The following is a 23,026-nucleotide window of genomic DNA, read 5'->3' on the forward strand; positions in this document are numbered from 1 at the left end:
TGGCACCCAACCCGTAGACGTCCGCGGCCACAGTGGGAGACGCGCCCTCGAGCACCTCTGGAGCCGTGAACGCCGGCGACCCGGCCACCACGCCCGTAGCCGTCTGGAACCCCCCGGCAATCCGCGCGATACCGAAATCGGTCAACGCCGGCTCGCCGTAATCAGTCAACAGAATATTTCCCGGCTTCACATCCCGATGCACAGTGTCCAGCCGATGCGCGCTCTCCAGCGCCCCAGCGATCTTCACCCCGATCCACAACACCGTTTCCACCGGCAGCGGACCCTGCTCGCGGATCCGCGCATCCAGCGAGCCCGACGGGTGATACGGCATCACCAGATAGGGCCGTCCGCTCGCGGTGCTACCCGCCTGCAACATCGTGACAATATTCGGATGGCCCGTCAGCCGGCCCATCGCCCGCTGCTCCCGGAAAAACCGCTCCAGATTCTCCGCGTCCAGCTCGGTGGTCAGGACCTTCACCGCCACCGTCCGATCCAGCTCGGCCTGCATGCAGCGATAAACCACACCGAAACCGCCCCGCCCGATCTCTTCCGCGTCCTCGAACCCGGCCGCAGCCAACTCCTCCGTGACCGGCTCGACCACATCACGGACTGTCCGGAACGGATCATTATCGCTCATCGACTGCAGCCATCCGCCAGCGCATTCCCAGCAACCGGGCAACGCGGGGTCTACTGGACAACCCTCAGCATATCTCACCGACCCGCAACGACAGGCGATCATGAACAGCGGCTTCTGGCCCAGGCCACCCGCGAAGTACTCCAACGGATGGCGCCCTGTAAACAGGTGGACAAGCACGACACCGCGATACTGCCACCGATACAAGACATCTTGCCGCTCTTGCGGGCAACGCCGATCAGAAAGCCACGGTGGCTATATAAGTAACATCACCGGTGCCTGCTCAGGGTATTCGGCAACGACTTCAGCCATAATTAGCCCTCTCACAGCCAATACGACTAACGGCGTCCTCCGCAGCTACGCGCGCCGCCTCGATACCGCTCCTTCCGAGAAAACGTGGCGGCCACGGCGCCGAGGGTGGATAGTTCGGCGCGGATCGTGGTGCCGGGTGGAGCAGGCACCCTCGGTCCCAGCCCACCGGAGAGCACCACCTGCCCAGCGCGCAGCGGGTGACCGTACTCGCGCTCGGTGCGTGCGAGCCACGCGAGAGCCTCGAGCAGGTCACCGAGACAGGCAGCGCTGGTGCCCTCGGACACCAACTCCCCGTTGGCATACAGCTGCATAGCGAACTCGCGCGGCTCGAATTCATCGGGGGGAGCCACTATGCTCGCCCAGCACGTAGACCCGAGTAGTGGTGATTTTCCGCCGGCCGTCCGGCGGATATCGGTCAGCGTTTGCTGGACGGGGTAGGCGCTCTCGATATCATTGGACCCGAGTAGGTCTCGGACTGGTTCACATGGATTCCCGAGGGCAGCAGCCGTTTCGAGACACGGCGACGATTACGGGACCTATCTGTGTGAGCTGAGCGTCGGTAGTCGTGTGTCTCCTCGGAGCGCGGCGGTGGTGACGCCGAAGCCGACGATGTATTCCTTGATCGGCTGGTAGAACTCGTAATTCATGGTGTACTCACCGCATGCGCGCAGTGCGGAGTACGCGGCCACCCAGGTCCGGACCTCATGCGCGGAATGACCGGCAACGGCGTCCATCTCGTCGGCGGTGTAGGCGTCGAAGTCCTGCACGCGGCCGGAGCGGCATACCTCGAGGAAGGTACGGTCCCACGCGGGGTTGAGGTCCATGATGTCGGCCCGCCCGGCGGCGAAATCACGGGCGGCGGCGATGACGCCGGCCTGGCGGGCGGCCCGCACCTGTGGTGTCGGGTCGCGGCCTTCGGTCAGAAGTCGTCGCTGGGCTTCGGTGGCAGTGGCGATCTGCGGCACCGGCGGATCGTGCGATAGGCCGCCAGAGCCCAGGAACAGGATCTTCTTGTCGGAGTCACGGAAGTACTCCCCGATTGCCTGCCCGAACCTGCGGACCCGGGACATCTTCACAAAGGGCCGGGCTACCGAGTTGATGAAGATCGGCACAACGGGTTTGGCGGTGACCTCGCCCTCGTAGAGGATCTCGATCGGTTGTACCGCGCCGTGGTCGACCCGCATCTGCCGGGAGATCGCCACGTCGAAGTCACGGTCGATGACGAACTCGGCCAATGCCTCGGCGATCTCTTCCGGCACGTCCAGGTCCCCGGCGAAGGAGTCGTAGTCACCGGCGCCCCGAGCCTGATAGCCGATGCAGAACGGCGGCATGAGGTCGTAGAAGAATCCGTTGTAGTGGTCGGGGCCGAAGTTGATCACCAGGTCCGGGTCGAAGGCATGCACAAAGGCGCGGGCTTGTGCGAATGCCGCGTCGACCGCGGCCCTGGTCTCGGCGGGCGGGTGCGCGTAGTGCAGCAGCGGACTGTGCGACATACAGACGAGCGCCTGAGGCATAGTGGGTGTTCCTTTCCTAGGAACTGTACGGCTATCGCTTGACGCCGTGGGAGCCGAGGTACTGGGCGAGAATGGCGTTGAACTCCGTGGCGCGTTCGACCTGTGACCAGTGGCCGCACTGGCTGAAGATGTGGGTGTCGGCGTGCGGAATCACGTTCAGCAGTTCCCACGTGCGGGAAACGGGGATGACCACATCCTGAACGCCATGGATGAGCAGGACCGGGATCTCCAGTCGCGCAAGCACATCGAAGTCGAGCGGCAGGGCATAGCGGTCGCGGTCACGGGCGGCCACCACGTCGGCCAGGCGGTCGGACGCGGTGTCGTTGAGCGCAGATCGGTAGCGCAGCGCCACCAGTTCGTCGGTGATGAGTGATTTGTCGACTACGAACAGTTCCAGGGTCTGCCGGATGCCGGCCTCGGTCAAAGTCGGGTTGGCATGTCCGGCAAGGGCACTGGTCATCTTCGCGCCGCCGGTGCCCATCGAGACGATGCCGAGTAGGCGCTCGGGGAAGTCGATCGCGAACTGGAATGCGAGCCAGCCACCGAGTGAATTTCCGACGATCCAGGTCTTCTCGATGCCTAACGCGTCGAGTACGCGGACCGCGTGGCGGACCCACTCCTTGATGCCGTATTCGGTGTCATCGGCGACCACGCTCTGGCCGTAGCCGATCGAGTCGATGGCGATGCACCGGCCCTGTTCGCTGATCGCGGGCAGGTTCAGCCACCAGTTCGCCGCGGCGGTGACACCGGTCCCCGAACCGTGCAGAAAAAGGATCGGCGCGCCCTCTCCCAGTTCGTGATAGTGGGTGAGCTCGCCCGGGGCGGTCTGGATCCACTTGTCGTCGAGCCCGAAGAACGGATCGGTGGTGTAAGCCGGGATTTCCACGGTTGTCATGAAAGATCTTCCTGTACAGGGCGATTCGGGGCGGCGAGTAATTCGGTCAGATAGCGAGCTGCACCGGTTCGCCCGCGGCGGCTACGTGCTCGGTGAACGACATCGCGGTCAGGATGGCGCCGAGGGTGGCCGGAGCCTGCTGGGTCAGACAGGCACCGGCGACGAAACGGTCGGGGCGCAAGAACACCAGGGGTGTGGGGCGATCGTCGAACCATTTCTTCATCCGTCCGGTGTGGTCGCCGAGCACGAGTACCTCCGGGTCCATGTACTGCTCCGCCCACTGTCGCTGCGTCTCCGGAACCACGGCGACCAGCCGTGCTCCGAGGGCCGCAAGGCTGTCCAGTGAATGTTGGGGGAGAACATCTTTCGGACTGTTGCCCCACACGATGACCGCCCACCACGAGCCGATCGCATCATCGAGCAGAACGTTCGGCGAGCTGCGGGTGTTGAAACGTGGCTGCGGAAACTGCACGCCGACAGGGGAAATCGTGGTATTCGCGATTCGTACGGGAATGAGCTTGCTGGTGATCCGAGCACGAGCCCTGCCCGCCTCCTGAGTGCTGGGATCCGCCAGCACACCGCGGGTATAGCGGGGCATCGGCTTGAAGCGCATGTCAGCGAAGTAGCTCTTGACCTGTGGGAAGAGATTGAGCACGGCGGAGGCGGCATCGCGGGCGGTCGCCATGAGCGGGTTGGTGATCGCGATCGCCTTCCCGAAGGTGAGCGAGAGGTCCACCATCGCCTGCGAGTGGTCTTTGCGTTCGCTGGTATAGGTGTCCAACAGCGCGTCGCCGGCCTGACCGGACAGTACCGCCGACATTTTCCAGCCGAGGTTGGTCGCGTCACGCATGCCGGAGTTCCAGCCCTGGCCCAGCCAGACCGGCATCAGGTGCGCCGCATCGCCGGCGATGAGCTGGCGGCCCTTGCGGAAGCTGGACGCCACGCGGGCATGGTGGGTGAACACTCGCCGGCGAATGAAGTCCAGGGCTGCGGGGTTCGGGACATGACCTGCGAGGAGCTCGTTCACAAAGGCTGGGTCGGTGACCTGCTCCTCGGTCTCATCGTCGTGCAGCATGAATTCCCAGCGGCGCACGGCGTGCGGCAGCCCGATGGATACATAGGGCCGTTTCGGGTCGGCACCGAGGAACACGTTGGGAGTTCCCAGCGGATCGTTGTTGACATCGACGACCAGCCATCGGGTCGAGGGTGATTCACCCTCGAAACTCAGACCGAGCCGCTTGCGGGTCGGGGACTTACCTCCTTCGCAGCCGACGAGGTAGCGGGCACGGAAACGCCGCTCCTCGGATTTACCTTCGGATCCGGTGACTGTGGCAATTGCGGTGACCGATTCACCGTCCTCCTCGACTTTCTCGACCAGATGGCCGAAGTGCACCTCAACGGTGCGGAACCGGTCGAGTCCGTCGAAAAGGGCTCGATCAACCTCGGGCTGGATGAATCCGTGCTTGCGCTCCCAGCCGAACTCGTCGGTCTGCGGGTTGTTCACCACAAGGGCCGTCCCGGCACCGTTGACCAGCCGCATGATGTGCTGGGGAGTCGTATGCGGACGAACGGTATCGGCCAACCCCACGGTCTGGATGGTGCGAAAGGATTCGTCGTCGAGTCCGACGCCGCGGGGATAGTCGATCAGCTTGTCTCTCGCCTCGAGCACGGTGACCGTTCGGCCGTACATGCCGAGGATGTTCGCGAGCATCAGCCCCGTCGGGCCTGCCCCGACGATAAGAACCTCGCTGTCGCGGGTGGTGTTCATGGCTTCCTGTCTTCCAGCGCGTGCAGAAGAAGCACGCGCGCAATCGACATACGCGTAACTGACGGTCTCGTGCCTCTGATCGACACTCCCGGCCCGGCGTTATGATCACATTTCGCTCACTGTCGAGCGTTAATTGCACTTGCCCTCTCAATGTGAACACAAGCACACCCCCCTCTGTCAAGGCACCACCCCCTCGATCGGGTGCGGAATCACCTCGGCCCGCGCTGGACAATGCCCAGCGCGGGCCGAGGAAACACTTTGATGGACAACCGGGTTCACCGGTCACACGGGGCTACATCGCGTACGAGCCGAGCTCGGCAGCCATCTCCAATACGGCATCCCGCGCACTCTCGATCAGCTCCCGGGAGGCGCTGATCAACGTCAGACACGCAGCCTGCTGGCCGACCGGCCGAGCCAGCGGAACGCCGAGGCCCCAGAAGCCTGGCGCCACCTCCCCGAAGCTGATGACGTATCCGAGTCGGCGACCCTCCGTCACCTGTGGATTCTCACCCAGCCGCTCCGGTTGAGCGGCAAGCAGCGCATACCCCGCCGCTCCGCGTTCAAGCGGGTGGCGGCCACCTTCCCGAAAGGCGACCCGCACTGTCGTATTCGCGGGCTCGACGACCGCCACCGCTACCGCCTCATCACCCTCGGCCACGAACAGCGCAACGCTCGCGCCGAGGTCGTTGGCCAAACGGCGCATCAACGGTGTGGCCTGTTCGCGCAGCCCGGCGTAGACCTCGCGGGCGAGTGCGGCCAACCCGCCTGCGATGCGGTAGCGACCATCCGGGCCGCGGTTGACCAACCGGAACTCGGCGACCGTCGATAGCAGTCGAGCAGCGATACTCCGGTGAACCCCCAGCGCGTCCGCGACGTCTTGAATCGTCATGCCGCCCGGAGTGTGCGCGATGAGCTCTAGTGCGCGAAGGCCGCGAGCGAGGGTTTGCGCGCCCGCCGCCGACGCGAGCGGGGAGTTCGTTTCGGAAGCCACATCTCACAGTATGTCGAGACGACGATGCGATCAGCGCGTCGGCGGTGCGATTGCAGCCATTTGACTGTCAGTGCATTGACATAAAACGTGATGGCTGTCACTCTGTGTGCGCGACGCGTGTTCGACGGCCCTCGTAGGCGCACCGCGTGCATTCATTTCATCCCCGCCGCTGGCGGGCGACTTCTGGAGTTCTGATGACCACTGAGAAAAGGTCTTCGTTTCGTGGTGGCGATGGCTGGTCAGTCATTGCGGTCTGTTTCGCCATCTTGACCATCGAGGGATACGACCTGGCAATGTTCGGCAGCATCGTCCCCTCACTGCGCCACTACACGGCATGGTCGTTGACCGCAAGCATAGTCGGCTACATGGGCTCGGCCTCGGTGATCGGAATGCTCTGCGGCGCCCTGACCGCGGCCGGACTCGCGGACCGGGTCGGTAGGCGCCCGGTCGTTCTCACCGCCGTCATCACCTTCTCCGCCGCGATGGGTCTGTCCGCCCTAGCCCCGAATCCCGAAGTGTTCCTCTTGCTGCGCTTCTTCGTCGGGCTCGGTGCCGGCGCGGTCATGCCGACAGTGGCCGCCACACTGCTCGAATTCGCGCCCGCCGACCGGCGCAACCGCAACACCGCCCTCGGGTTCGTCGGGGTCGGAGTCGGTGGCATGCTCTCCGGCGCGCTGTCCATCTGGCTTATTCCGACCTTCGGATTCAGGGCCATGTGTGCGGTTGGGGCCCTGCCGCTGGTACTCGTCGTCCCCTTCCTGTTCCGGTACCTGCCCGAATCGATCACGCTGCTGGCCAACCGGGGCCGCACCGAGGAGGCGGAGCAACTTGCCCGCCGACACCGCCTTCTGCTGCCCGGTGGCCCCGCCACAGTCACGACCGGTCACGTACGCACCATCGACCGCAATCGGTTCGCCCTGGTATTCAGCGATGGCCGCGGACGAGGCACCGTGCTGTTCTGGATCGCGACCTCCTGCTGCCTGCTGGTCACGTTCGGGGTCGGTACCTGGTTGCCCGATCTGATGCGCTCGGCCGGCTACGGGTTGTCCACCTCGCTCGGATTCGTCATCGTTCTCCAGGGTGGTGCCGTGGTCGGTGTGCTGGGCGCGGCTCAACTCGCCGACAGGTTCGGGCAAAAGCTTGTCGTCATCTGCACCTTCATCACCGCGAGTGCTGCCCTCACCGCCCTGGCCCTCACCCCGCCGGTCGTCGTCGCGTACCTCCTCGTCGCCGTCATCGGTCTCGGCACCACGGGTCTGCAGATACTCATCAACGCTTTCGTCGGCAGCTACTACCCCACCCGGGTCCGCGCCACCGGACTCGGACTGAATCTGTCCATCGGGCGCCTCGGCGGCGTTTTCGGCCCGACGTACCTCGGCTGGCTCGTCGCGAACGGCATTGGATTCGATGCCAAGCTCTACGCCTTGGCCGTTCCCGCCGTCATCGGCGGTCTCATCATCGCGATGGTGCCGAAACCGGCGACGGTGGCCGCCGCGGAGAACACCGTGACCGAAACCCCCGCATTGCTCGACCTCAACCGCTGACCCACGGCGCACGCTGAAACGGAGAACCTATGCCCGGCCGCATCGACACCCATCAACACATCGTCCCGCCCCGCTACCGCAGCTGGTTGCTCGACAAGGGACTGACCGCCGGCGGCCGGGCAATTCCGGAATGGACCGCCGAGAGCGCCCTGGAGTTGATGGGTGAGAACAATATCGACACCGCGATCCTGTCCGTGTCCACTCCCGGGGTCGAACCGGCCGTCGATATCGCGGCAGGACGCTCGCTGGCCCGCGAACTCAACGAGTTCACCGCATCGGTCGTCCAAGACCATCGCGGAAGGTTCGGATTCTTCGCCACCCTCACACTGCCCGACGTGGGCGGAGCCCTGGACGAGGCCGCCTACGCCTTGGACGAACTGGGCGCCGACGGGATCGTGCTGCTCGCGAACTCGAAGGGAACGTATCTGGGAGACGAAGCCTTCGACCCGCTTTTCGATGAACTCGACCGACGTCACGCCGTCGTTTTCGTCCATCCCTCGCACCTGCCGATCGAACCGGTGCCAGGGCTGCCGCCATACGCGGCCGACTTCCTGCTCGACACCACCCGCGCCGCGCTCAACCTTGCCAAAAACGGCTGCATGGACCGCTACCCGAACCTGAAGATCATCTTGTCCCACGCCGGAGGATTCCTTCCGTACGCCGCTCAACGCGCAGCCAATGTCGCCTCACCGATGGGAACCGACGAGGACGGTCTACGCATCCTGCGCAAGTTCTACTTCGACATCGCCCTGTCCGGGTCGCCCTACACGCTACCGAGCCTCATGGCGTTCGCCGACCCCACACGTATCACCTTCGGCAGCGACTGGCCGTTCGCGCCCGCCGCTCGCTCGGCCGCCTTCACCCGCTCGTTCGACGCATACGGTGACCTCGACCACGGCGCCATCGACCGAGACAACGCCGAGACACTCTTCCCGCGCCTCGCCCTGACCAACTGATCTCACCGACCAAGGACAACCCCACGATGACGTCACCGGATATCAGCCTGGGCCGCTGGTTCGCGGCCCGCGCCGCGCGCTCGGCCCATCGCCGCGCACTGACCTTCGAGGGCCGCACCCGCACCTACGGCGAGCTGCTCAGCCGCATCGACCGGCTGGCGGCCGCACTGCGCACCCGCGGCGTCAGCCACGGCGACCGGGTCGCGTTTCTCGGCGCGAACCAGCCGGCCTTTCTGGAAACGCTGCTCGCCACAGCCCGACTCGGCGCGGTCTTCGTCCCCCTGAACTTCCGCCTCGCCGGGCCGGAGCTGGCATTCATCATCCGCGACTCCGGGGCGAACACCCTTGTCACTGACAGCGCACATCAGCCGACGATCGACAAGATCCGCCACGAACTGACCACTCACTGCTATCTCATCGTCGGACCGGCCGAGGCCGGATGGGAAAATTACGAGGACCTCATCGCCACGCACTCTGCGCTCCCTGCCCCGGATTCGGTCCTCGCCGACGAGACCGCGATCATCATGTACACCTCGGGCACAACGGGGCGGCCCAAAGGAGTGATTCTCAGCCACGCCAATTTGTGGTGGAGCAATATCAATCTCCTTTCGCAGTTCGATGTCCACGAGAACGACGTGACGCTGGTCGCCGCACCGTTGTTTCACATCGCCGGCCTGAATGTCACCACATTCACCACCTGGTTCAAGGGTGGGGAGGTGGTGCTGCAACGGTCCTTCGATGCCGCGGACTGCCTGGCTGCGATCGAACGGCACCACGTCACGACCATGTTCGGTGTTCCGGCGATTTTCTTGTTCATGAGTCAGGCCCCGGCGTTTCCGCACGCCGACCTGAGCAGTCTCCGGATGGCGATCTGCGGAGGCGCTCCGGTACCCGAGCCGCTATTGCGGCTCTACGCCGAGCGCAACGTTCCGATCCTGCAGGGCTACGGACTCACCGAAACCGCCCCCAGCGCAACGTTTCTCGTCGCCGAATACGCCCTATCCAAGCTCGGCTCGGCAGGAACTTCGCCAATCTTCACCGACGTCAAGATCGTCGATGCCGATGGCCGCGCGATAGAAGAGCCGCACCGGCAAGGCGAAATCTGCGTCCGCGGACCGAACGTCACCAAAGGCTATTGGAATCGTCCAGAAGACACCACCCGCGCCATCGACCCGCACGGCTGGTTCCATACCGGCGATGTCGGCTACCGCGACGACGACGGGTTCATGTTCATCGTCGACCGCATCAAAGACATGATCATCTCTGGGGGAGAGAATATCTATCCCGCGGAAGTCGAGAACATCCTGTGCGGGCACCCGGCGATTGCGGAGGTCGCGGTGATCGGCGTCCCAGACGACCGTTGGGGAGAAGCGGTGACCGCGGTGGTCACCTTCCGACTCGGGCACGAGCCGCTCACGCTCGAGGAACTCCGCGACTTCGCCGGCGCGAGCCTGGCCCGCTACAAGTTGCCCACCAAACTGCAGGTCGTGGACGCCCTGCCACGCAACTCGACAGGAAAAGTCGTCAAATATCTATTACGCCAGCAGCTTCAGCCTCAGCGCACCGCTTCGGAAACCGAGCCGACCAGCCCCTGACCCCTCGGTCCATCCCCACTGCGGAAAGAACATCGCATCGATCTCCGTGCCCCCATCGACACGCAACCGACGCGCGATTCGAAATCCAGACAATCGATCTGCCCTCTGGCGCCTGGCACATGCGGGCAACCAGCAATCGCCGCGGCAATATCATGCAGGGCATGGAAGAGGTGCAGCAAGGCTCGGCTCCGCCGACAGGTCCCCCCAGAATATCCGCATCAATGGTCAGTGGCTCCGGATTCGGTGCGATCGCTGCCAAGCTGACACGGGAACGTCATGCCGGCCTCGATGATCAAGCGATTGCCCTCGGGCTGAGCATCATTCGAGCCTCGACCGCACATATGCAGGAATCGGAACGCCGGATCCACCGCCCCCACGGGTGGAGCTGGAGCGGATTCCACATCATGTACATGATCTGGCTGTTCGGCGAAGTCGAGGCCCGCGACATCGCGCGGCTGGCCGGTATCACTCGGCAAACCGCCTCCAGCGTGCTGTCCAATCTCGAGCGAAGCGGATTCGTACACCGAGAACGCACATCGAGCACCGATAAGAGACTCGTCGCAGTCACCCTCACCCCGCAGGGGACCGAAGCCATCGACGAAGCCTTCAGGCAGCAAAACGCACTCGAAACCGAATGGTTCGGCTGCCTGACGTCCGAAGAACGCGGCCTGCTGGCGAGCCTGCTCGATCGCGTCAGCGCGCAGATCAAGCACTCTAAACATACTGCGCCGTAACGGCGGCGGACAGTTAGCCGCTTGTCACAAGTCACCCGAACGGACGATCTGCGCCCCGGTCCGCAAGACGTTACCGTGCAAGACCGCTAGCAGCTGCCCATCTTCTCTGCGGACCGTCACGTCGTAAATGCCCGCCTTGCTCGCCTGGTGCGCCACCCTGCACTCGGCGACCAGGGTATCCCCAACGCGCGCGGCGGCGGGGTAGGAGATGCTCGCCGTCGTCGTCACACTCGCCTGATTCGTTGCACTGGCCGCGTATGCGAGGGCGGTGTCGGCAAGCAGGAAAAGCACTCCGCCATGACAGATTCCGAGTGTGTTGGCCATATCCTCTCGAACGGTCATCTCCATCACGGCGAAACCCTCGTCGATCTCTCGACACTCGATGCCATGAGCTTGCGCGCACCGATCACCAGCCATCAAGGCACGCGCGACCTCATCGGGTGCAGGGGCCGTCACATTGTCGATGCGCAAACCGCAACCTCTCGTGATTTCTGCACCCGCACGGCGTCGCCAGATCGGCCACTGCCAGGTCCGGCCGAGGGCGACCAGCGCCGCTTCGGTGACGAACTCGACCTCATCGGACCTCTCGATCGATGGGGTGCCGATAGTGGACGAACAGGCGCGGTCAGGGGACGAGGCGCTTCGCTCACCATAGCAACGGCATCCGTGGAACCGGCCCAGACGACGAGCGCCTGGCTGTCGCGGTGGCGTTCACGGCTCCCTACCTTCCAGCGCATGCAGATGAAGCACGCGCGCAAATCGACATACGCATAGCTGACGTCTCGCAACCTCGATCGACACTCCCAGCCCGGCGTGACGATCATATTCCGCCCGCAATTGAGCGTTAATTGCACATCGCTGCTCAATGTGAACACGACCACACCCACCTGTCAAGACCCCACCCGCCCTCGATCGGGCGCGGAATCACCTCGGCTTCGCCCCGGGGCCAACCTTCAGTGCGGGCCAAGGAAACACCTGATAGGCGACCGAATTGCCCGCGCATCGAACCTCGTTCCCCGGAGGGATGGCGCCGCAATCGCTACGTCGACACGACGGCACATCCGCAGCTATATGACTGTCAGTGTATTGACATAAAACGTGATGGCTGTCACTCTATGTGCGCAACGCGTGTTCGACGGCCCTCGTAGGCGCACTGCGTGCATTCATTCCACCCTGGTCATCGACGGCGTCGGCTCTTCACTTCCGAAGCCGAAATGCGCTTGCGCAGCACGAAAGCCAGACCTGAAACCCATTCCCCCACGGCTGAACCGGATTCCGATACACGCTGTCGGACGCTTGCACCCGTTTGCCGCCGATTTCCGTCAATCGGAACGGATTTCGGCATCCACCGAAGAAATAGATGAGGAAACCGTCATGAAGTTCCGGAAAATCACCGCCACCGCCGGCCTGGCAACCACAGTGCTGTGCATCACGACAGGCATGGTCCACGCCGAACCCAAGGCCGCGCCCGACACAGTTTCCTATACCGCGAACCCCTCGGAGCGGAACACCGTCATCAAAACCGATGCGGGTTCACTGGCGGTCGAGGACGGTGTCTTCAAAATCAAGGCTGCCAATGGAACCACACTCGCCGGAACTGAATTGAAATTCCGGGTAGACGATTTCGAATTCCCGATCGACGCCCGGATCGACGCCCGGACCGCGACCCTTACCCCGCAGTTCGATCTCGAGCACGCAGCGTACAAGCCGGTCGCCCTCCCCTACGAGAACCAGGCGCCCTGGAAGACCGATTACGACCGTGAGCAGGCCGCCTGGTCGCGCCTCGTCACCACCATCCAGATGGGCGCCGCCATCGGCACCACGGTCGGAGGCATCGGCGGCGCCGCGCTGGGCTGCATCCTCGGCGGCGCGGCGGGCGCGACTCTGACCGGCGCCCTCACGCTCATGTTCGGCGCCTTGCCCGGCGCGGCAGTCGGCTGTATCGCGGGTATGGCCGCCATCGGCTTCCTCGGCACCATCGCAGGGCAACTGTTCGTAACCGCCCCGGTGGCCATCCTGGCGGGCGTCCAGTACTTCACCACCATTAACCAGCCCATGCCCAACCAGCAGCCCGCCAAGTGACCGTGACCTGACCCCGTGGTTTCGGTCCGGCTGATGCGGCCCCCTGGGACTGGTCCGCGGTTGTGAGAGCTGAGGCAGAGTGATCATCGGGAGGTCACTGTGCCGAAGTCGTATTCGCCGTCGGTCCGTCGTCAGGAGTCTGGGCGGTTACGAGAGCCTGTCGCCGAGATCGCCTCCGAGACAGGAATTTCGCCGGCTACGTTGTTCCGCTGGAAAGCCCAGGCGCTGATCGATGTGGGAGTCCGCGACGGAGCGACTGCGGGAGACAGCGATTCGGATGGGGCCGGGCGGGGCCGCGGGGGCTCGCGGCGGTTGCGCGGTGTGCAGGACGATGCCCGCGGCGGGCAGTGCTACCGCTCCCGCGACGGGCACGTGGTTGACCGCGAGGGCCACGTGAACCGCCCAGTCGGTGCGCGGTGGTTCGCCGTATTCGCGGGTGCCGTCGAGGGGGTCGATGATCCACACTCGCTCGTGGTCGAGGCGGGTGGGATCGTCGGGGCTCTCCTCCGAGAGGATCGCGTCGTCCGGGCGTTCGCGGCGCAGGTGTTCCAACAGCAGGTTGTTGGCTTGCCGGTCGTCCGCCGCGCCACCTTGTTCGCGGATCTCAAGCAGGCGTTCACCGGCCAGGCGGGCGAGTTCGGCGGCGAGAGCATGGTCGTCCATGATGCCTACCGTGCGGTCGGGGGTTGGAGTTTGCCCACGGCGCGCAGGTGCTCGATGACCTGTTCGGCGAGAGTTTCGGGGCTGTGGGTGATGAATCCGAGGCTCGAGTCCGGCCACCGAGCAGGTGTGAATGCGGCGCTGATCGTCTTGCGTAATCGCCGATGGTCCTCGCCGTCCTTGTTCAGCATATGGTCGATATCGGTCAGCGCGCGCATCGGCCAGTCGGCCGGAATGGTGCCGTTGTGCAGGGCCGGACAGTTCTTGGCGCTCTTGCTGAAGAGTGTGCCGTCACCGGCGAGTACTTCACTCACCGCCTGGTAGCTCGCCGCGCTCCAGGCGGCGACACCGCCGGTCAGCTCGACCGGAACCATCGCCCCGCGTCGAGCGATTCGCTCATAGGTTTCGATAACCGTTTCGCCGTCGGTGGGCAGCTGGATGACCGACTCGGACATTCTGTCTCCAAATTGGTGTGGTCGACGGATGGCATCCCCGTCCATCCGAGTTCGTGCGAGGTCAGTGTCGATCAGCCGCCACGCCGCGGCGCACCCGATCGATAACCTCTGCTCCGCAACGGAATTTCACCGCGATCGGAACATAATTTCGGGCGCGCAAGTACTTTCGGCAGACGCGTGGCAGGGTGTGCTGGATGGGCAAGTTCAAGTGGAGTCACAACGCGTACTACCAACGGTTTCTCATACGGCAGCTGCCCACTCCGTGTACCCGGGTGTTGGACGTCGGCTGTGGGGCCGGGGCGTTCGCGGGGGAACTTGCACGGCGCGCCGAGCATGTCGATGCGATTGATCGGTCCGCGGTGATGATCGACGCGGCGCAGCAGGCCGTGCCGGAGAATGTCAGGTGCATTCTCGGGGATGTGCTGGAGCAACCACTACCCGATCGAACCTACGACGCGATCGTGTCGATCAGCACGTTGCACCACATGCCCCTCGAAGAGGTGCTGCCGGTATTGGCACGGGCACTACGGCCGGGTGGTGTGATTGCGGCGGTGGCATTGCCACGACCCGATCTTGTTCGGGAACTACCCGTCGAGTTGGTGGCGGCGATCGGGCAGCGGGTGCTGGGGATGGTGTTTCGGATTCTTCGGGCGCGTGGGCAGGGGAGTTGGTATGCGGTCGAGCAGACGCATGATGTCATGCCGGTTGTGCTCGATCCGCCGCTGACGACACGGCAGGTGCGGGCGCGGGTCGCGGCGGTTCTGCCCGGTGCGCGGGTGCGGCGGCTGGTCTTCTGGCGCTACTCGTTGGTGTGGCGCAAACCCGCCTAGACGGCCGCCGCGCGTTTGGCCTCGCGACGTTGTCTGCGGCGAATGCGATAGCGGCGGATTCGGCTCGCCAGCAGATAGACCAGGATCAAGCCGATCACCAGCAGTGTGCCCGCACAGACGGCCGCCACGACCGGGTGGAAGATCGCGATGGTGACGATGCCGCCGACGGTCAGATCCTCGACGAGGCTCATGACCATATTGCTGGCGGGTTCCGGCGAGGTGTTGATCGCCATCCGTGTTCCGGCCTTCACGAGATGGCTTGCCAGGGCGGTGGTTCCGCCGACCGCACCGGCCGCCAGCTGGGGAAGCGAACCGTCCTGGCCCGCGAGCAGCGCCGCGACAACCGCACCCGATGCCGGGCGCACGATGGTGTGCACCGCATCCCAGAAGCTGTCGAGATAGGGGACCTTGTCCGCGACGGCCTCGATGAGGAACAACACACCGGCCGCGATCAGCACATCGGTGCGCTGCAGTGCCTCCGGCACCTCGTCGGACAGGCCGGTCACGCCGAAGATGCCGAGCAGCAGGACCACCGCATAGGCATTGACCCCGCTCGCCCAGCCCGCGGTGAAGATCAGGGGCAGTGCTGACATGGGGGCATCGTATGGTGCTCAGCGCAGTGCGGCGCGACCACGCAGCCGACCGAGGACGACCAAGGCGATCAGCGTCACCGCCAACAGCAGGCAGGTACTCGCGGCCGCGTCGAATACCTCACCGCGATCGGTGAGCCCGAAAATGGTGACCGGCAATGTCTTCCAGGTGGCCGGATAGACCATGACGGTCGCGCCGAGCTCGCCCATCGAAAGCGCGATCGCCAAACCCGCGGCAGCGCCGAGCGCGGGCAGCAGTAGCGGCAGCGTCACCTGGAACAGCACCCGGACCGGACCCGCGCCGAGGGATTCCGCGGCCTGCCGGTAGGCGGGATCGAGCCGATCGAGCGCGGCCGAGACCGCGCTGAAGGCGTAGGCCAGGACGAGCACCGAATGTGCAACGATGACAATCCATTTGGTGCCGCCGAGCAGCAGCGGCCGCTCATTGAAGGCGATGAGCACGCCGAGACCGATGGCCACCGACGGCACCGCCACCGGCAGATGGAAGACCGCGTCGGTGAGTTTGCCCCACCAGCCGGGGGCCTCGCGCGCGGCGAGTGCGGCCCAGGTACCCAGGATCAGGGCGACCCCGCCGGAGAGCAGTGCGGTCTGCAGACTGACCGAAAGACTCGCGGCCTCTTGGCCGGACAGCGCTGCACGGAAGTTGGCTACACCGAGATTCGAGGGCAGCGGCCCGGTCCAGCTGCCCGCCAGCGCGGCCCCGACCACCGTGGCGATCGGCGCGACGAACACCACGACCACGACAAGGGCGAAAACCGTCAACACGATTCCCCGGCCACGACGCGTCCAGACCAGCATGGTCAGCTCTCCCTTCCGGCGAAGCGGGCGAAGATCAGCCGGTAGCCGATATACAGGCTCAGCGACAGCAGCACCTGCACCGAGGCCAGTACTGCCGCGCCCGGCAGGTCGAAGGTCACGATGCCGCGGGTGTAGATCAGCGCGGGCAGGGTTGTCACGCCCTTCGCGCCGGTGAACAGCACGATGCCGAATTCGTTGAGCGTCAACAGCAGAACGAGACTGCCGCCCGCCGCCAGCGCGGGCCATGCCTCCGGCATGACCACCTGGCGCAGCACCCGCCACGGCGATGCGCCGAGGCTGGCCGCCACATCCAATTGTTCGCGCGGCAGTTGAGCGAATCCGGCGAGAAGCGGTCGTACGACGAACGGCGTGAAGAAGGTGATCTCGGCGAGGATCACACCGAGCGGTGTGCTCAGGAAATCCAGCACCGGCGTCTTGTCCCCGGTGATCCGGGCGATCAGCGCGTTGACAGCCCCGGCCGTGCCGTACAGAAACGTGAAGGCCAAGGTGATCAGGAATGACGGCAGCGTGAGCACCGTATCGATCAATCTACCGACCAGCGCCGAACCGGGAAACGGCACGAATGCCAGCACAATCGCGAGAAACGTACCGAGCACCAGACACCCGACGGTCGAGCAGACCGCAATGGAAATGGTGCGCCACAACGCATTACGGAACGATTCAGAGCCGAGCACCCGCGACCAGACGGCCGTACCCCGACCGTCCTCGGTCTCGGTCGATTCGGCGAGTACCCGCACTATCGGATACACCGCGATGAGCAGCACCACGAGTAGCGGCGGCAGGGTCCACAGCACCGGCCGCAAATTGCGCTGAAGAGCTGGCGGAGCGTTCTCGGTGATCTGCGGTTCGAGCAGGGCAGAAGTGCTCATGCCTCGGCCTCATTGCCGCTCGGCTGCGACATGCCCGTCGAGGTGAGTCCCGCCGTCGTCCCGGCGAAGACCAGCACCCACCCGGCGGTCGAGCTCTGGTCGTCGCCGGGACTACGGAGATGTCCCGTGACAACAGGGAACGCGGCGCCCCGCCGAGCCGGAATCGTGCCGCCCCTCATTTCGGCACGCCTAGCTCGTGCGTGGCCGACGTCCCTGCCACACCGAGGGTCGGCGGAATCAACACTCCCGCCGGGTCAGGAAACCGCGCGCCGACGATCGCGCCGACCTCGGTACCGAGGTGGCCGGGCACATCGGCGGTGATCTCGTCATCCAATCCGTCGACCGTCAGTCGCAATCGCGTCGAGGCCCCACGCCACACATTCGATACGACGGTGCCGCGCACCGCATTCCGCTCGGAAGTGGCACCGATCTGCACAGTATGCGGACGCACACAAAGCAATCCGCGTGCGTCCGCGCCCCAACCGCCGGGGATATCCGGTGCCTCAGCCCGCAGCGTAAGAGTCCCGACAGTAACCAGCGCTGCGGTGCCGGACACCCGATTCACGGTGCAGGGCAGAAGGTTTGCGCCACCGAGGAAAGCCGCCGTGAAGTCGCTCGGTGGTCGCCGCCACAGATTCTCGGCGGTGTCGATATCGACCAGCCGCGCATCGCGCATCACCGCGATCCGATCCGCCAAGGCCAGCGCCTCGGCCTGATCGTGGGTGACATACAGCATCGCCGTATCCGGCAATGCCTTTCGCAACTCCTGCAACTCGCCGAGCATCGACTGCCGCAACTGGGCATCCAGGGCGGCCAGCGGTTCATCGAGCAGCAGCACCTTCGGCCGGATCGCCAGCGCACGCGCGATCGCCACTCGCTGCTGCTGACCGCCGGACAGTTCGCGCGGCAACCGCTTCGCATAGGCGGCCATGCCGACCATTGCCAGCGCCTCCGCCACGCGCCCGTCGATCTCCTTGCGCGGCACCCGATGCGCCTTCAATCCGAATGCCACATTGTCGTGCACCCGCATATGCGGAAACAGCGCATACGACTGCACGACCACACCTATCCCGCGCTTGGCGGGCGAGAGGTCGGTGACATCGCGCCCGGCCAGCCGCACCGCACCCGAGGTCGGCCGGACGAATCCGGCCAGCGCCTCGAGTGCGGTCGACTTGCCCGAGCCGCTCGGTCCGAGGAGCGCGACCGTCTCACCGGCGGCGACGCGCAGATTGAAATCGGTCAGTGCGACCGTGGTCTTGCGGCCGCGGCCGTAGCTGACCCCTACCCGGTCGAACACAATCGCGGGTTCGATTGCGGTGGTGGTCAATTCGGCTGCGATTACCGACCTGGGATGCGCGTCACCGACGGACATTGTTTCGGCTCCTCGGTTTGGTGGATCTACTGCCCGGTTGCCTTGTTGTAAGCCGCCACATCGGTGTCCAGGTCCGAAAGCACCTTGGTCCAATCGACATTCACGACTTCGACCCCTTTGAGCACGGCGCTGGCGGAGGGACCGGAACCGGTCGCCGGGGCATCACGCAGCTCCTTGCGGGCAGGCACCGCGAAGGTGTCGGGCAGCGACTTCTGCGCGTCGGCCGAGAGCAGGAACTCCATGAGCTGCTTCGCCTCGCTCTGGTGCGGAGCGCCCTTGGCCAGGCCCATTACGTACGGCACGGCCACGGTGGAGCGCTTGCCGTCGGCGGCGGCCGGGAAGAAGATATTGAACTTCGAGCCCTTGTCCTTGACGGTGGTGAGGTTCATCTGGACATCGCCATTGGCGACAACCAGCTCACCCTTGTCGACCTTGGCCTGCAGCTTGCCGGTGGACGAGGACGGGCCGACATTATTGGCCTGCAACTTGGCCAGGTAGTCCAGTGCGCCCTGCTTGCCGAGCAGATTCTGCAGCAGGATCAGCACCGCGGTGCCGTCACCGGCCTGACCCGGCGTCGAATATTGCAGCTTGCCCTTGAACTCCGGCTTCAGCAGGTCGTCCCAGGTGAGATTGGTGGTGTCGACCGATGGATTGGCAATGAAGGACAGGTAGTTGCCCGCCAGCGTGACGTACTTGCCGTCGGCATCCTTATCGCTTGCCGCGACGAAGCTGGTGTCGATTCCGCTGTCCTGCAACAACCCGGAGCTCTTGGCCTTCTGAATGAACGGCGGCAGCGTCACCAGCACATCGGCCTGCGGATTGGACTGCTCCTTGTCCACCCGGTTGACGACCTCGCCCGAACCGGCCTCGACCAGGTTCACCGAAATACCGGTCTTCTTCTTGAATTCGTCGAATTGGTTCGTGTACCAGCTGCCGACGCCGTCGGCGGAGTACACGGTGATGGTCTTGCCGCCGCCGCTGTCGGTGCCGGTGCCGCCACAGGCCGCGGTGAGCGCGACGGCGGTGACGGCGGTGACGGCCAGCGCGGTCCGGGAAATGGTGCGCGCCAGACGGCCCTGCGTGTTCGAAGTACGCACGATGACTGCAACTTTCGGTTCGTGTCGGGTGTGGAATCGAAGGGACGGGGGATTCGGGGCGATCAGGTTCGGTCGAGGATCAAGTCCGCGAATTCGGTCACAGAGGCCACCACGTGGGTGGCGCCCGCCGCACGCAGCTGCGCCGCGTCATGTGCGCCGGTCAGCGTCCCTGCGACAATTCGCGCTCCGGCGGCCAGACCACTGGCGATATCACTGGTCGTATCACCGAGTACCGCAACCTGATCCACGGCATCGATGCCGAGCCGCAGCAGCGCGGTCAAGACCATGTCCGGGTATGGGCGGCCGCGTCCGGCATCCGCGGGGGCCAGCGTCAGATCGGCGATCTCGTTCCAGCCCAGGGCCTTCAGCAGCCGATCCCGGGTAGTGCGGCTGAATCCCGTGGTGAGCGCGACCTTGACTCCGGCCGCGCGCAGTGCGGAAATCGCCTCGGCCGCACCGGGAATCGGAGTGATATCGACCTCATCGATCAGTGCGTCATAGGCGGCCTCGAAGGCGAGGTTGGCGGCCTGTGCGCGCTCCTCGTCGCCGAGCAGGGCGCGAAAGACCGCGATCTTCGACTGGCCCATGGTGTCGAGCACATACTGGCGGGCCCTGTCACGTTGCGGTCCTTCGATTTCGATACCGGCACTGGTCGCGGCGGCATCGAAGGCGCGCAGTACCAGTCCGCCGTCGGCGACCGTGGTGCCCGCCATATCCAGGACGGCGAGGGTGATGTGCTTATCCGGCACGGGTGCTCCTCAGAGATTCAGCAGGTCGGCGGTTTCCGCGCCGATCGCGGGGCCGAGGGTCATACCGCGGCCGCCCGGACCGGTGACGACCCAGATGTGTGCATCGGCCTTCGCACGGGTCACGATGGTGGCCGGATCGATGCTCTGGCTGTAGACGCCCGCCCAGCGCCGCACTACCTGCGGGAGTTTGCGTCCCAGTAGTTCCTCGGTGACGGCGGTGAGGTGTTCGTACGGCGCCTCGTCCACATCGAAGGCGAAGGGCTGCTCGTATTCGTGGGTGTCGCCGATGGTGAGACCGCCGTTGAGGCGCTGCACGCACAGCAGCTGCATCCTGTGCTCGGCGGCGATCGCGGTCTGCGACTGTTCCGCGTTCAGCACGTCCAACTCCGGACCGGCGAAGCCCGGGTAGTAGCGGAAGCTGTCGCCGTCGGCGATCGCGGTGGTCAGCGGTTCGCCGAGCGGCGCGGTCTGCATCATCTGCAGCCGGACTCGGCGCACCGGGATGGTGCCGACGAGTTCGCGGGTCAGGCCGGTGTGCGCCGCGCCCGGACAGACCAACACGAGATCTGCCTCGAAGGTGCGGCCCTGATCGTCGAGAACCGTTGCGCCGGAACCGGTATCGGTGACCTGGCGGGCCTCGGTGCGCGCATGGAAGGTGTAGCGGTCCGATGCGGTCATATAGGCGCGCAGCGCTGGCAGTGCCTGCCGGGATTCGACGGCGGCGTCGGTCGAACAGTGCAGTCCGGCAAGGAATTTGCCGCGCAGGGCCGGATTGATCGCGCGCACCTGTTCGGGGTCGTACAGTTCGAAGCCGCGGGCTCCGGCATGCGGGCTCGCCGCGGCGGCCTCGGCGACCGCGAGTTCGGCGGGGGTGCGCACCAGCGTGATCGATCCGGCGGCCCGGAATCCGACACCGGGCACCTTGCCGCCGATCTCCTCCCACAGCTGCCGGGAGCGCAGCGTGAAGTCCAGTTCGGTGGCCGAGCGCCCGGAAACCCACACCAGGCCGAAATTGCGCACCGTCGCACCGCGCGCCTCGGGCTCCCGCTCGAGCTGCACGACCTCGTGACCACGGCCGATGGCGGCCAGGGCGTGCGCGGTGCCGAGGATTCCGCCGCCGATGATGACCAATCGCATGGGTACATAATGCGCAATGGTCTAGACCAACGAGTGTTGCCCGCGCGAACGCTGGGTTAACAATTGGTATAGACCAATCCGGGGTAGGCTGTCGGTATGGACACATCAGGTGCGACGAGAGCCGAGGCCGACGAAATGCGCGGCGGGCGTATCGATTCGGCGCCGCGGCTGCCGAAGTCGTACCTGGTGCGCACCGAACTCGAGCAGCTGATGACCGATCTGGAGGAGGGTGACCCCGTCCCCTCCGAGCGCGAGCTCGCCGTTCGATTCGAGGTCGCCCGCGAAACCGTCCGGCAGGCACTGCGAGATCTATTGGTGGAGGGTCGAATCCGCCGCCAGGGCCGTGGGACGGTGGTGTCCCGGCCGAAGATGGTGCAGCCGCTGTCGCTGCGCTCCTACACCGAGGGGGCCATCAGTCACGGCCGCGTGCCCGGCCGACTGCTGGTCGGCTGGGACGACGTCCCCGCGGACGCCGATACCGCCCGTGACCTCGGGCTCACCCCGGGCACCCCGGTCATGCACCTGGAACGCGTACTCCTCGCCGACGGCGAACGCATCGGCCTGGAGAGCACCTTCATGCCCCTCGACCGCTTCGGTCACCTGCGGGATACCTACGATCCGACGACATCGCTCTACGCCGCGGTGCGCGCCTCGGGCGTGGTACTCGGCAAGGCCACCGAACGCATCGAAACCGTCCTGGCCTCCCCGCGCGAGGCCGCCTTGCTGGAGTGCACCACGGCTCTGCCGCTGCTACTCCTGCACCGGCGCAGCGTGGACCAGCAGGGTGCGCCCGTCGAACGCGTCCGCGCGCTCTACCGGGGCGACCGCATCGCCTTCGAAGCGCAACTCGGCGGATAGGCCCTTGGGCTACATCCACTGCTCGGCGTGACGGCTCGAGCCTCGGTATCGCGCGTCGCGAGGCCGAGATCTGTTGCGCGCGTGGATGGTCGGCCAACTACGCTGTGCCGGTGTTTGCCCTCTACAGTGCTGGGATCGCGATCGTGACCGGTGCCACCTCGGCCTGGATCGGTTACTACTTCAACATCCGCAAGGACCGCTTGCAGTGGGACCGCCAGCACGCGACCCGATGGGACGGCGCCAGGCGGGAGGCGTACGTCGCCTTCGCCGCGGCCATCAAGCATGAGGTTCGGCTGCATATCAAGATGGCGGCGGCCAGACATCCGGAACTGTGGCCAGGGCATGAAGCATTGGAGCTGTCGGAAGGTTGGCCGATGCTTGTCGCCGCCGAAGACGCCCGCGCTGATCTGCTCGAAGCGATACTCCTGCTCGCCGACGGTCCGACCGTGGTGGCGGCGCGGACCTGGCAGCAGAAGGTGTGGGACCTGCGAGTACTGCATACCGATCAGTTGGTCTCTGCGGAGGCCGTTGGACTGGCGCTCGC

General features: G+C 65.3%; 23 protein-coding genes and 2 pseudogenes. 8 read left to right on the plus strand and 17 right to left on the minus strand.

Features of this window, described 5'->3' with window-relative positions; genetic code table 11:
* The 6 genes and pseudogenes from NP3_RS32175 to NP3_RS32200 form a co-directional block, all read right to left on the minus strand.
* On the minus strand, positions 1 to 637 hold a 637-nt coding region (locus NP3_RS32175; RefSeq protein ID WP_157124704.1), incomplete at its 3' end, for a serine/threonine-protein kinase.
* 335 nt (positions 638 to 972) lie between these two features.
* A pseudogene (locus NP3_RS32180) lies at positions 973 to 1,284 on the minus strand (fumarylacetoacetate hydrolase family protein); the annotation flags it as partial.
* 198 nt (positions 1,285 to 1,482) lie between these two features.
* On the minus strand, positions 1,483 to 2,460 hold the full coding sequence (locus tag NP3_RS32185; protein ID WP_063045507.1) for a 3-carboxyethylcatechol 2,3-dioxygenase: 978 nt from the start codon (positions 2,458 to 2,460) through the stop codon (positions 1,483 to 1,485).
* A 31-nt stretch (positions 2,461 to 2,491) separates the two neighbouring features.
* On the minus strand, positions 2,492 to 3,355 hold the full coding sequence (locus NP3_RS32190; protein ID WP_063045508.1) for an alpha/beta fold hydrolase: 864 nt from the start codon (positions 3,353 to 3,355) through the stop codon (positions 2,492 to 2,494).
* Between the two features lie 46 nt (positions 3,356 to 3,401).
* On the minus strand, positions 3,402 to 5,123 hold the full coding sequence (gene mhpA / locus NP3_RS32195) for a bifunctional 3-(3-hydroxy-phenyl)propionate/3-hydroxycinnamic acid hydroxylase MhpA (protein ID WP_063045509.1): 1,722 nt from the start codon (positions 5,121 to 5,123) through the stop codon (positions 3,402 to 3,404).
* Between the two features lie 292 nt (positions 5,124 to 5,415).
* Positions 5,416 to 6,114 carry an IclR family transcriptional regulator domain-containing protein gene (locus NP3_RS32200; RefSeq protein WP_063045510.1) on the minus strand — a complete coding sequence of 233 codons (699 nt, stop codon included), beginning with the start codon at positions 6,112 to 6,114 and terminating at the stop codon, positions 5,416 to 5,418.
* 194 nt (positions 6,115 to 6,308) lie between these two features.
* Between NP3_RS32200 and NP3_RS32205 the strand changes: the two genes are divergently transcribed.
* The 4 genes from NP3_RS32205 (at position 6,309) to NP3_RS32220 (ending at position 10,943) form a co-directional block, all read left to right on the plus strand.
* On the plus strand, positions 6,309 to 7,658 hold the full coding sequence (locus NP3_RS32205; protein ID WP_084509284.1) for an MFS transporter: 1,350 nt from the start codon (positions 6,309 to 6,311) through the stop codon (positions 7,656 to 7,658).
* 29 nt (positions 7,659 to 7,687) lie between these two features.
* The gene (locus NP3_RS32210; protein ID WP_063045512.1) at positions 7,688 to 8,614 is read left to right on the plus strand and encodes an amidohydrolase family protein; all 927 of its coding nucleotides are present in this window, start codon (positions 7,688 to 7,690) and stop codon (positions 8,612 to 8,614) included.
* Positions 8,615 to 8,640: 26 nt separating this feature from the next.
* The gene (locus NP3_RS32215; protein ID WP_063045513.1) at positions 8,641 to 10,209 is read left to right on the plus strand and encodes an acyl-CoA synthetase; all 1,569 of its coding nucleotides are present in this window, start codon (positions 8,641 to 8,643) and stop codon (positions 10,207 to 10,209) included.
* Between the two features lie 161 nt (positions 10,210 to 10,370).
* A complete protein-coding gene (locus NP3_RS32220; protein WP_169814617.1) occupies positions 10,371 to 10,943 on the plus strand; it encodes a MarR family winged helix-turn-helix transcriptional regulator in 573 nt (190 codons plus the stop codon).
* 24 nt (positions 10,944 to 10,967) lie between these two features.
* Here NP3_RS32220 and NP3_RS32225 read toward each other — a convergent pair whose 3' ends face one another.
* Positions 10,968 to 11,414: a hotdog fold thioesterase gene (locus NP3_RS32225; protein WP_157124703.1), complete on the minus strand. Its 447-nt coding sequence runs from the start codon at positions 11,412 to 11,414 to the stop codon at positions 10,968 to 10,970.
* A gap of 903 nt (positions 11,415 to 12,317) precedes the next feature.
* On the opposite strand from NP3_RS32225, the gene NP3_RS32230 reads away from it, so the two are divergent.
* Positions 12,318 to 13,025, plus strand: coding sequence for a DUF8020 domain-containing protein (locus NP3_RS32230; protein ID WP_063045522.1), 708 nt, complete (start codon positions 12,318 to 12,320; stop codon positions 13,023 to 13,025).
* A gap of 147 nt (positions 13,026 to 13,172) precedes the next feature.
* Here the strand turns inward: NP3_RS32230 and NP3_RS32235 are convergent, their stop codons facing one another.
* Both NP3_RS32235 and NP3_RS32240 read right to left on the minus strand, forming a co-directional pair.
* A complete protein-coding gene (locus NP3_RS32235) occupies positions 13,173 to 13,688 on the minus strand; it encodes an inositol monophosphatase family protein (protein ID WP_084509288.1) in 516 nt (171 codons plus the stop codon).
* A 5-nt stretch (positions 13,689 to 13,693) separates the two neighbouring features.
* Positions 13,694 to 14,140 (minus strand): cytochrome P450 family protein, encoded by a 447-nt coding sequence (locus NP3_RS32240; protein WP_063045515.1) that lies wholly within the window; start codon positions 14,138 to 14,140, stop codon positions 13,694 to 13,696.
* Positions 14,141 to 14,334: 194 nt separating this feature from the next.
* On the opposite strand from NP3_RS32240, the gene NP3_RS32245 reads away from it, so the two are divergent.
* Positions 14,335 to 14,970 (plus strand): class I SAM-dependent methyltransferase, encoded by a 636-nt coding sequence (locus NP3_RS32245; protein WP_063045516.1) that lies wholly within the window; start codon positions 14,335 to 14,337, stop codon positions 14,968 to 14,970.
* Here NP3_RS32245 and NP3_RS32250 read toward each other — a convergent pair.
* From NP3_RS32250 to NP3_RS32285, 8 genes are all read right to left on the minus strand, one after another.
* Entirely contained in the window at positions 14,967 to 15,563 is a 597-nt protein-coding gene (locus tag NP3_RS32250; protein WP_063045517.1) for a DUF4126 domain-containing protein, read from the minus strand. The genes NP3_RS32245 and NP3_RS32250 overlap by 4 nt on opposite strands.
* An 18-nt stretch (positions 15,564 to 15,581) precedes the next feature.
* On the minus strand, positions 15,582 to 16,379 hold the full coding sequence (locus tag NP3_RS32255) for an ABC transporter permease (RefSeq protein WP_063045518.1): 798 nt from the start codon (positions 16,377 to 16,379) through the stop codon (positions 15,582 to 15,584).
* Between the two features lie 2 nt (positions 16,380 to 16,381).
* On the minus strand, positions 16,382 to 17,269 hold the full coding sequence (locus NP3_RS32260; RefSeq protein WP_084509290.1) for a 2-aminoethylphosphonate ABC transporter permease subunit: 888 nt from the start codon (positions 17,267 to 17,269) through the stop codon (positions 16,382 to 16,384).
* Complete coding sequence (locus NP3_RS32265) at positions 17,266 to 17,448, minus strand: hypothetical protein (RefSeq protein WP_063045519.1); 183 nt, start codon at positions 17,446 to 17,448, stop codon at positions 17,266 to 17,268. Before NP3_RS32265 ends, NP3_RS32260 begins: the two co-directional genes overlap by 4 nt.
* Positions 17,445 to 18,641: an ABC transporter ATP-binding protein gene (locus tag NP3_RS32270; RefSeq protein ID WP_084509292.1), complete on the minus strand. Its 1,197-nt coding sequence runs from the start codon at positions 18,639 to 18,641 to the stop codon at positions 17,445 to 17,447. The genes NP3_RS32265 and NP3_RS32270 overlap by 4 nt, the downstream gene beginning before the upstream one ends.
* A gap of 26 nt (positions 18,642 to 18,667) precedes the next feature.
* Complete coding sequence (locus tag NP3_RS32275) at positions 18,668 to 19,738, minus strand: 2-aminoethylphosphonate ABC transporter substrate-binding protein (protein WP_174566291.1); 1,071 nt, start codon at positions 19,736 to 19,738, stop codon at positions 18,668 to 18,670.
* 62 nt (positions 19,739 to 19,800) lie between these two features.
* Complete coding sequence (locus NP3_RS32280; protein ID WP_084509294.1) at positions 19,801 to 20,487, minus strand: phosphonatase-like hydrolase; 687 nt, start codon at positions 20,485 to 20,487, stop codon at positions 19,801 to 19,803.
* A gap of 9 nt (positions 20,488 to 20,496) precedes the next feature.
* A complete protein-coding gene (locus NP3_RS32285) occupies positions 20,497 to 21,624 on the minus strand; it encodes a TIGR03364 family FAD-dependent oxidoreductase (RefSeq protein WP_063045520.1) in 1,128 nt (375 codons plus the stop codon).
* A gap of 135 nt (positions 21,625 to 21,759) precedes the next feature.
* Between NP3_RS32285 and NP3_RS32290 the strand changes: the two genes are divergently transcribed.
* Both NP3_RS32290 and NP3_RS32295 read left to right on the plus strand, forming a co-directional pair.
* The gene (locus NP3_RS32290) at positions 21,760 to 22,482 is read left to right on the plus strand and encodes a GntR family transcriptional regulator (protein WP_157124705.1); all 723 of its coding nucleotides are present in this window, start codon (positions 21,760 to 21,762) and stop codon (positions 22,480 to 22,482) included.
* A 110-nt stretch (positions 22,483 to 22,592) separates the two neighbouring features.
* A pseudogene (locus tag NP3_RS32295) lies at positions 22,593 to 23,026 on the plus strand (hypothetical protein); the annotation flags it as partial.

The sequence above is a fragment of the Nocardia pseudovaccinii NBRC 100343 genome (assembly GCF_001613225.1).
GTDB lineage: Bacteria > Actinomycetota > Actinomycetes > Mycobacteriales > Mycobacteriaceae > Nocardia > Nocardia pseudovaccinii.

Coding starts and splice junctions, on each gene's coding strand:
- NP3_RS32185 (WP_063045507.1), bottom strand. CDS start 2,460: ATGCCTCAGGCGCTCGTCTGTATGTCGCACAGTCCGCTGCTGCACTAC.
- NP3_RS32190 (WP_063045508.1), bottom strand. CDS start 3,355: ATGACAACCGTGGAAATCCCGGCTTACACCACCGATCCGTTCTTCGGG.
- mhpA (WP_063045509.1), bottom strand. CDS start 5,123: ATGAACACCACCCGCGACAGCGAGGTTCTTATCGTCGGGGCAGGCCCG.
- NP3_RS32205 (WP_084509284.1), top strand. CDS start 6,309: ATGACCACTGAGAAAAGGTCTTCGTTTCGTGGTGGCGATGGCTGGTCA.
- NP3_RS32210 (WP_063045512.1), top strand. CDS start 7,688: ATGCCCGGCCGCATCGACACCCATCAACACATCGTCCCGCCCCGCTAC.
- NP3_RS32215 (WP_063045513.1), top strand. CDS start 8,641: ATGACGTCACCGGATATCAGCCTGGGCCGCTGGTTCGCGGCCCGCGCC.
- NP3_RS32220 (WP_169814617.1), top strand. CDS start 10,371: ATGGAAGAGGTGCAGCAAGGCTCGGCTCCGCCGACAGGTCCCCCCAGA.
- NP3_RS32230 (WP_063045522.1), top strand. CDS start 12,318: ATGAAGTTCCGGAAAATCACCGCCACCGCCGGCCTGGCAACCACAGTG.
- NP3_RS32235 (WP_084509288.1), bottom strand. CDS start 13,688: ATGGACGACCATGCTCTCGCCGCCGAACTCGCCCGCCTGGCCGGTGAA.
- NP3_RS32240 (WP_063045515.1), bottom strand. CDS start 14,140: ATGTCCGAGTCGGTCATCCAGCTGCCCACCGACGGCGAAACGGTTATC.
- NP3_RS32245 (WP_063045516.1), top strand. CDS start 14,335: ATGGGCAAGTTCAAGTGGAGTCACAACGCGTACTACCAACGGTTTCTC.
- NP3_RS32250 (WP_063045517.1), bottom strand. CDS start 15,563: ATGTCAGCACTGCCCCTGATCTTCACCGCGGGCTGGGCGAGCGGGGTC.
- NP3_RS32255 (WP_063045518.1), bottom strand. CDS start 16,379: ATGCTGGTCTGGACGCGTCGTGGCCGGGGAATCGTGTTGACGGTTTTC.
- NP3_RS32260 (WP_084509290.1), bottom strand. CDS start 17,269: ATGAGCACTTCTGCCCTGCTCGAACCGCAGATCACCGAGAACGCTCCG.
- NP3_RS32265 (WP_063045519.1), bottom strand. CDS start 17,448: ATGAGGGGCGGCACGATTCCGGCTCGGCGGGGCGCCGCGTTCCCTGTT.
- NP3_RS32270 (WP_084509292.1), bottom strand. CDS start 18,641: ATGTCCGTCGGTGACGCGCATCCCAGGTCGGTAATCGCAGCCGAATTG.
- NP3_RS32285 (WP_063045520.1), bottom strand. CDS start 21,624: ATGCGATTGGTCATCATCGGCGGCGGAATCCTCGGCACCGCGCACGCC.
- NP3_RS32290 (WP_157124705.1), top strand. CDS start 21,760: ATGCGCGGCGGGCGTATCGATTCGGCGCCGCGGCTGCCGAAGTCGTAC.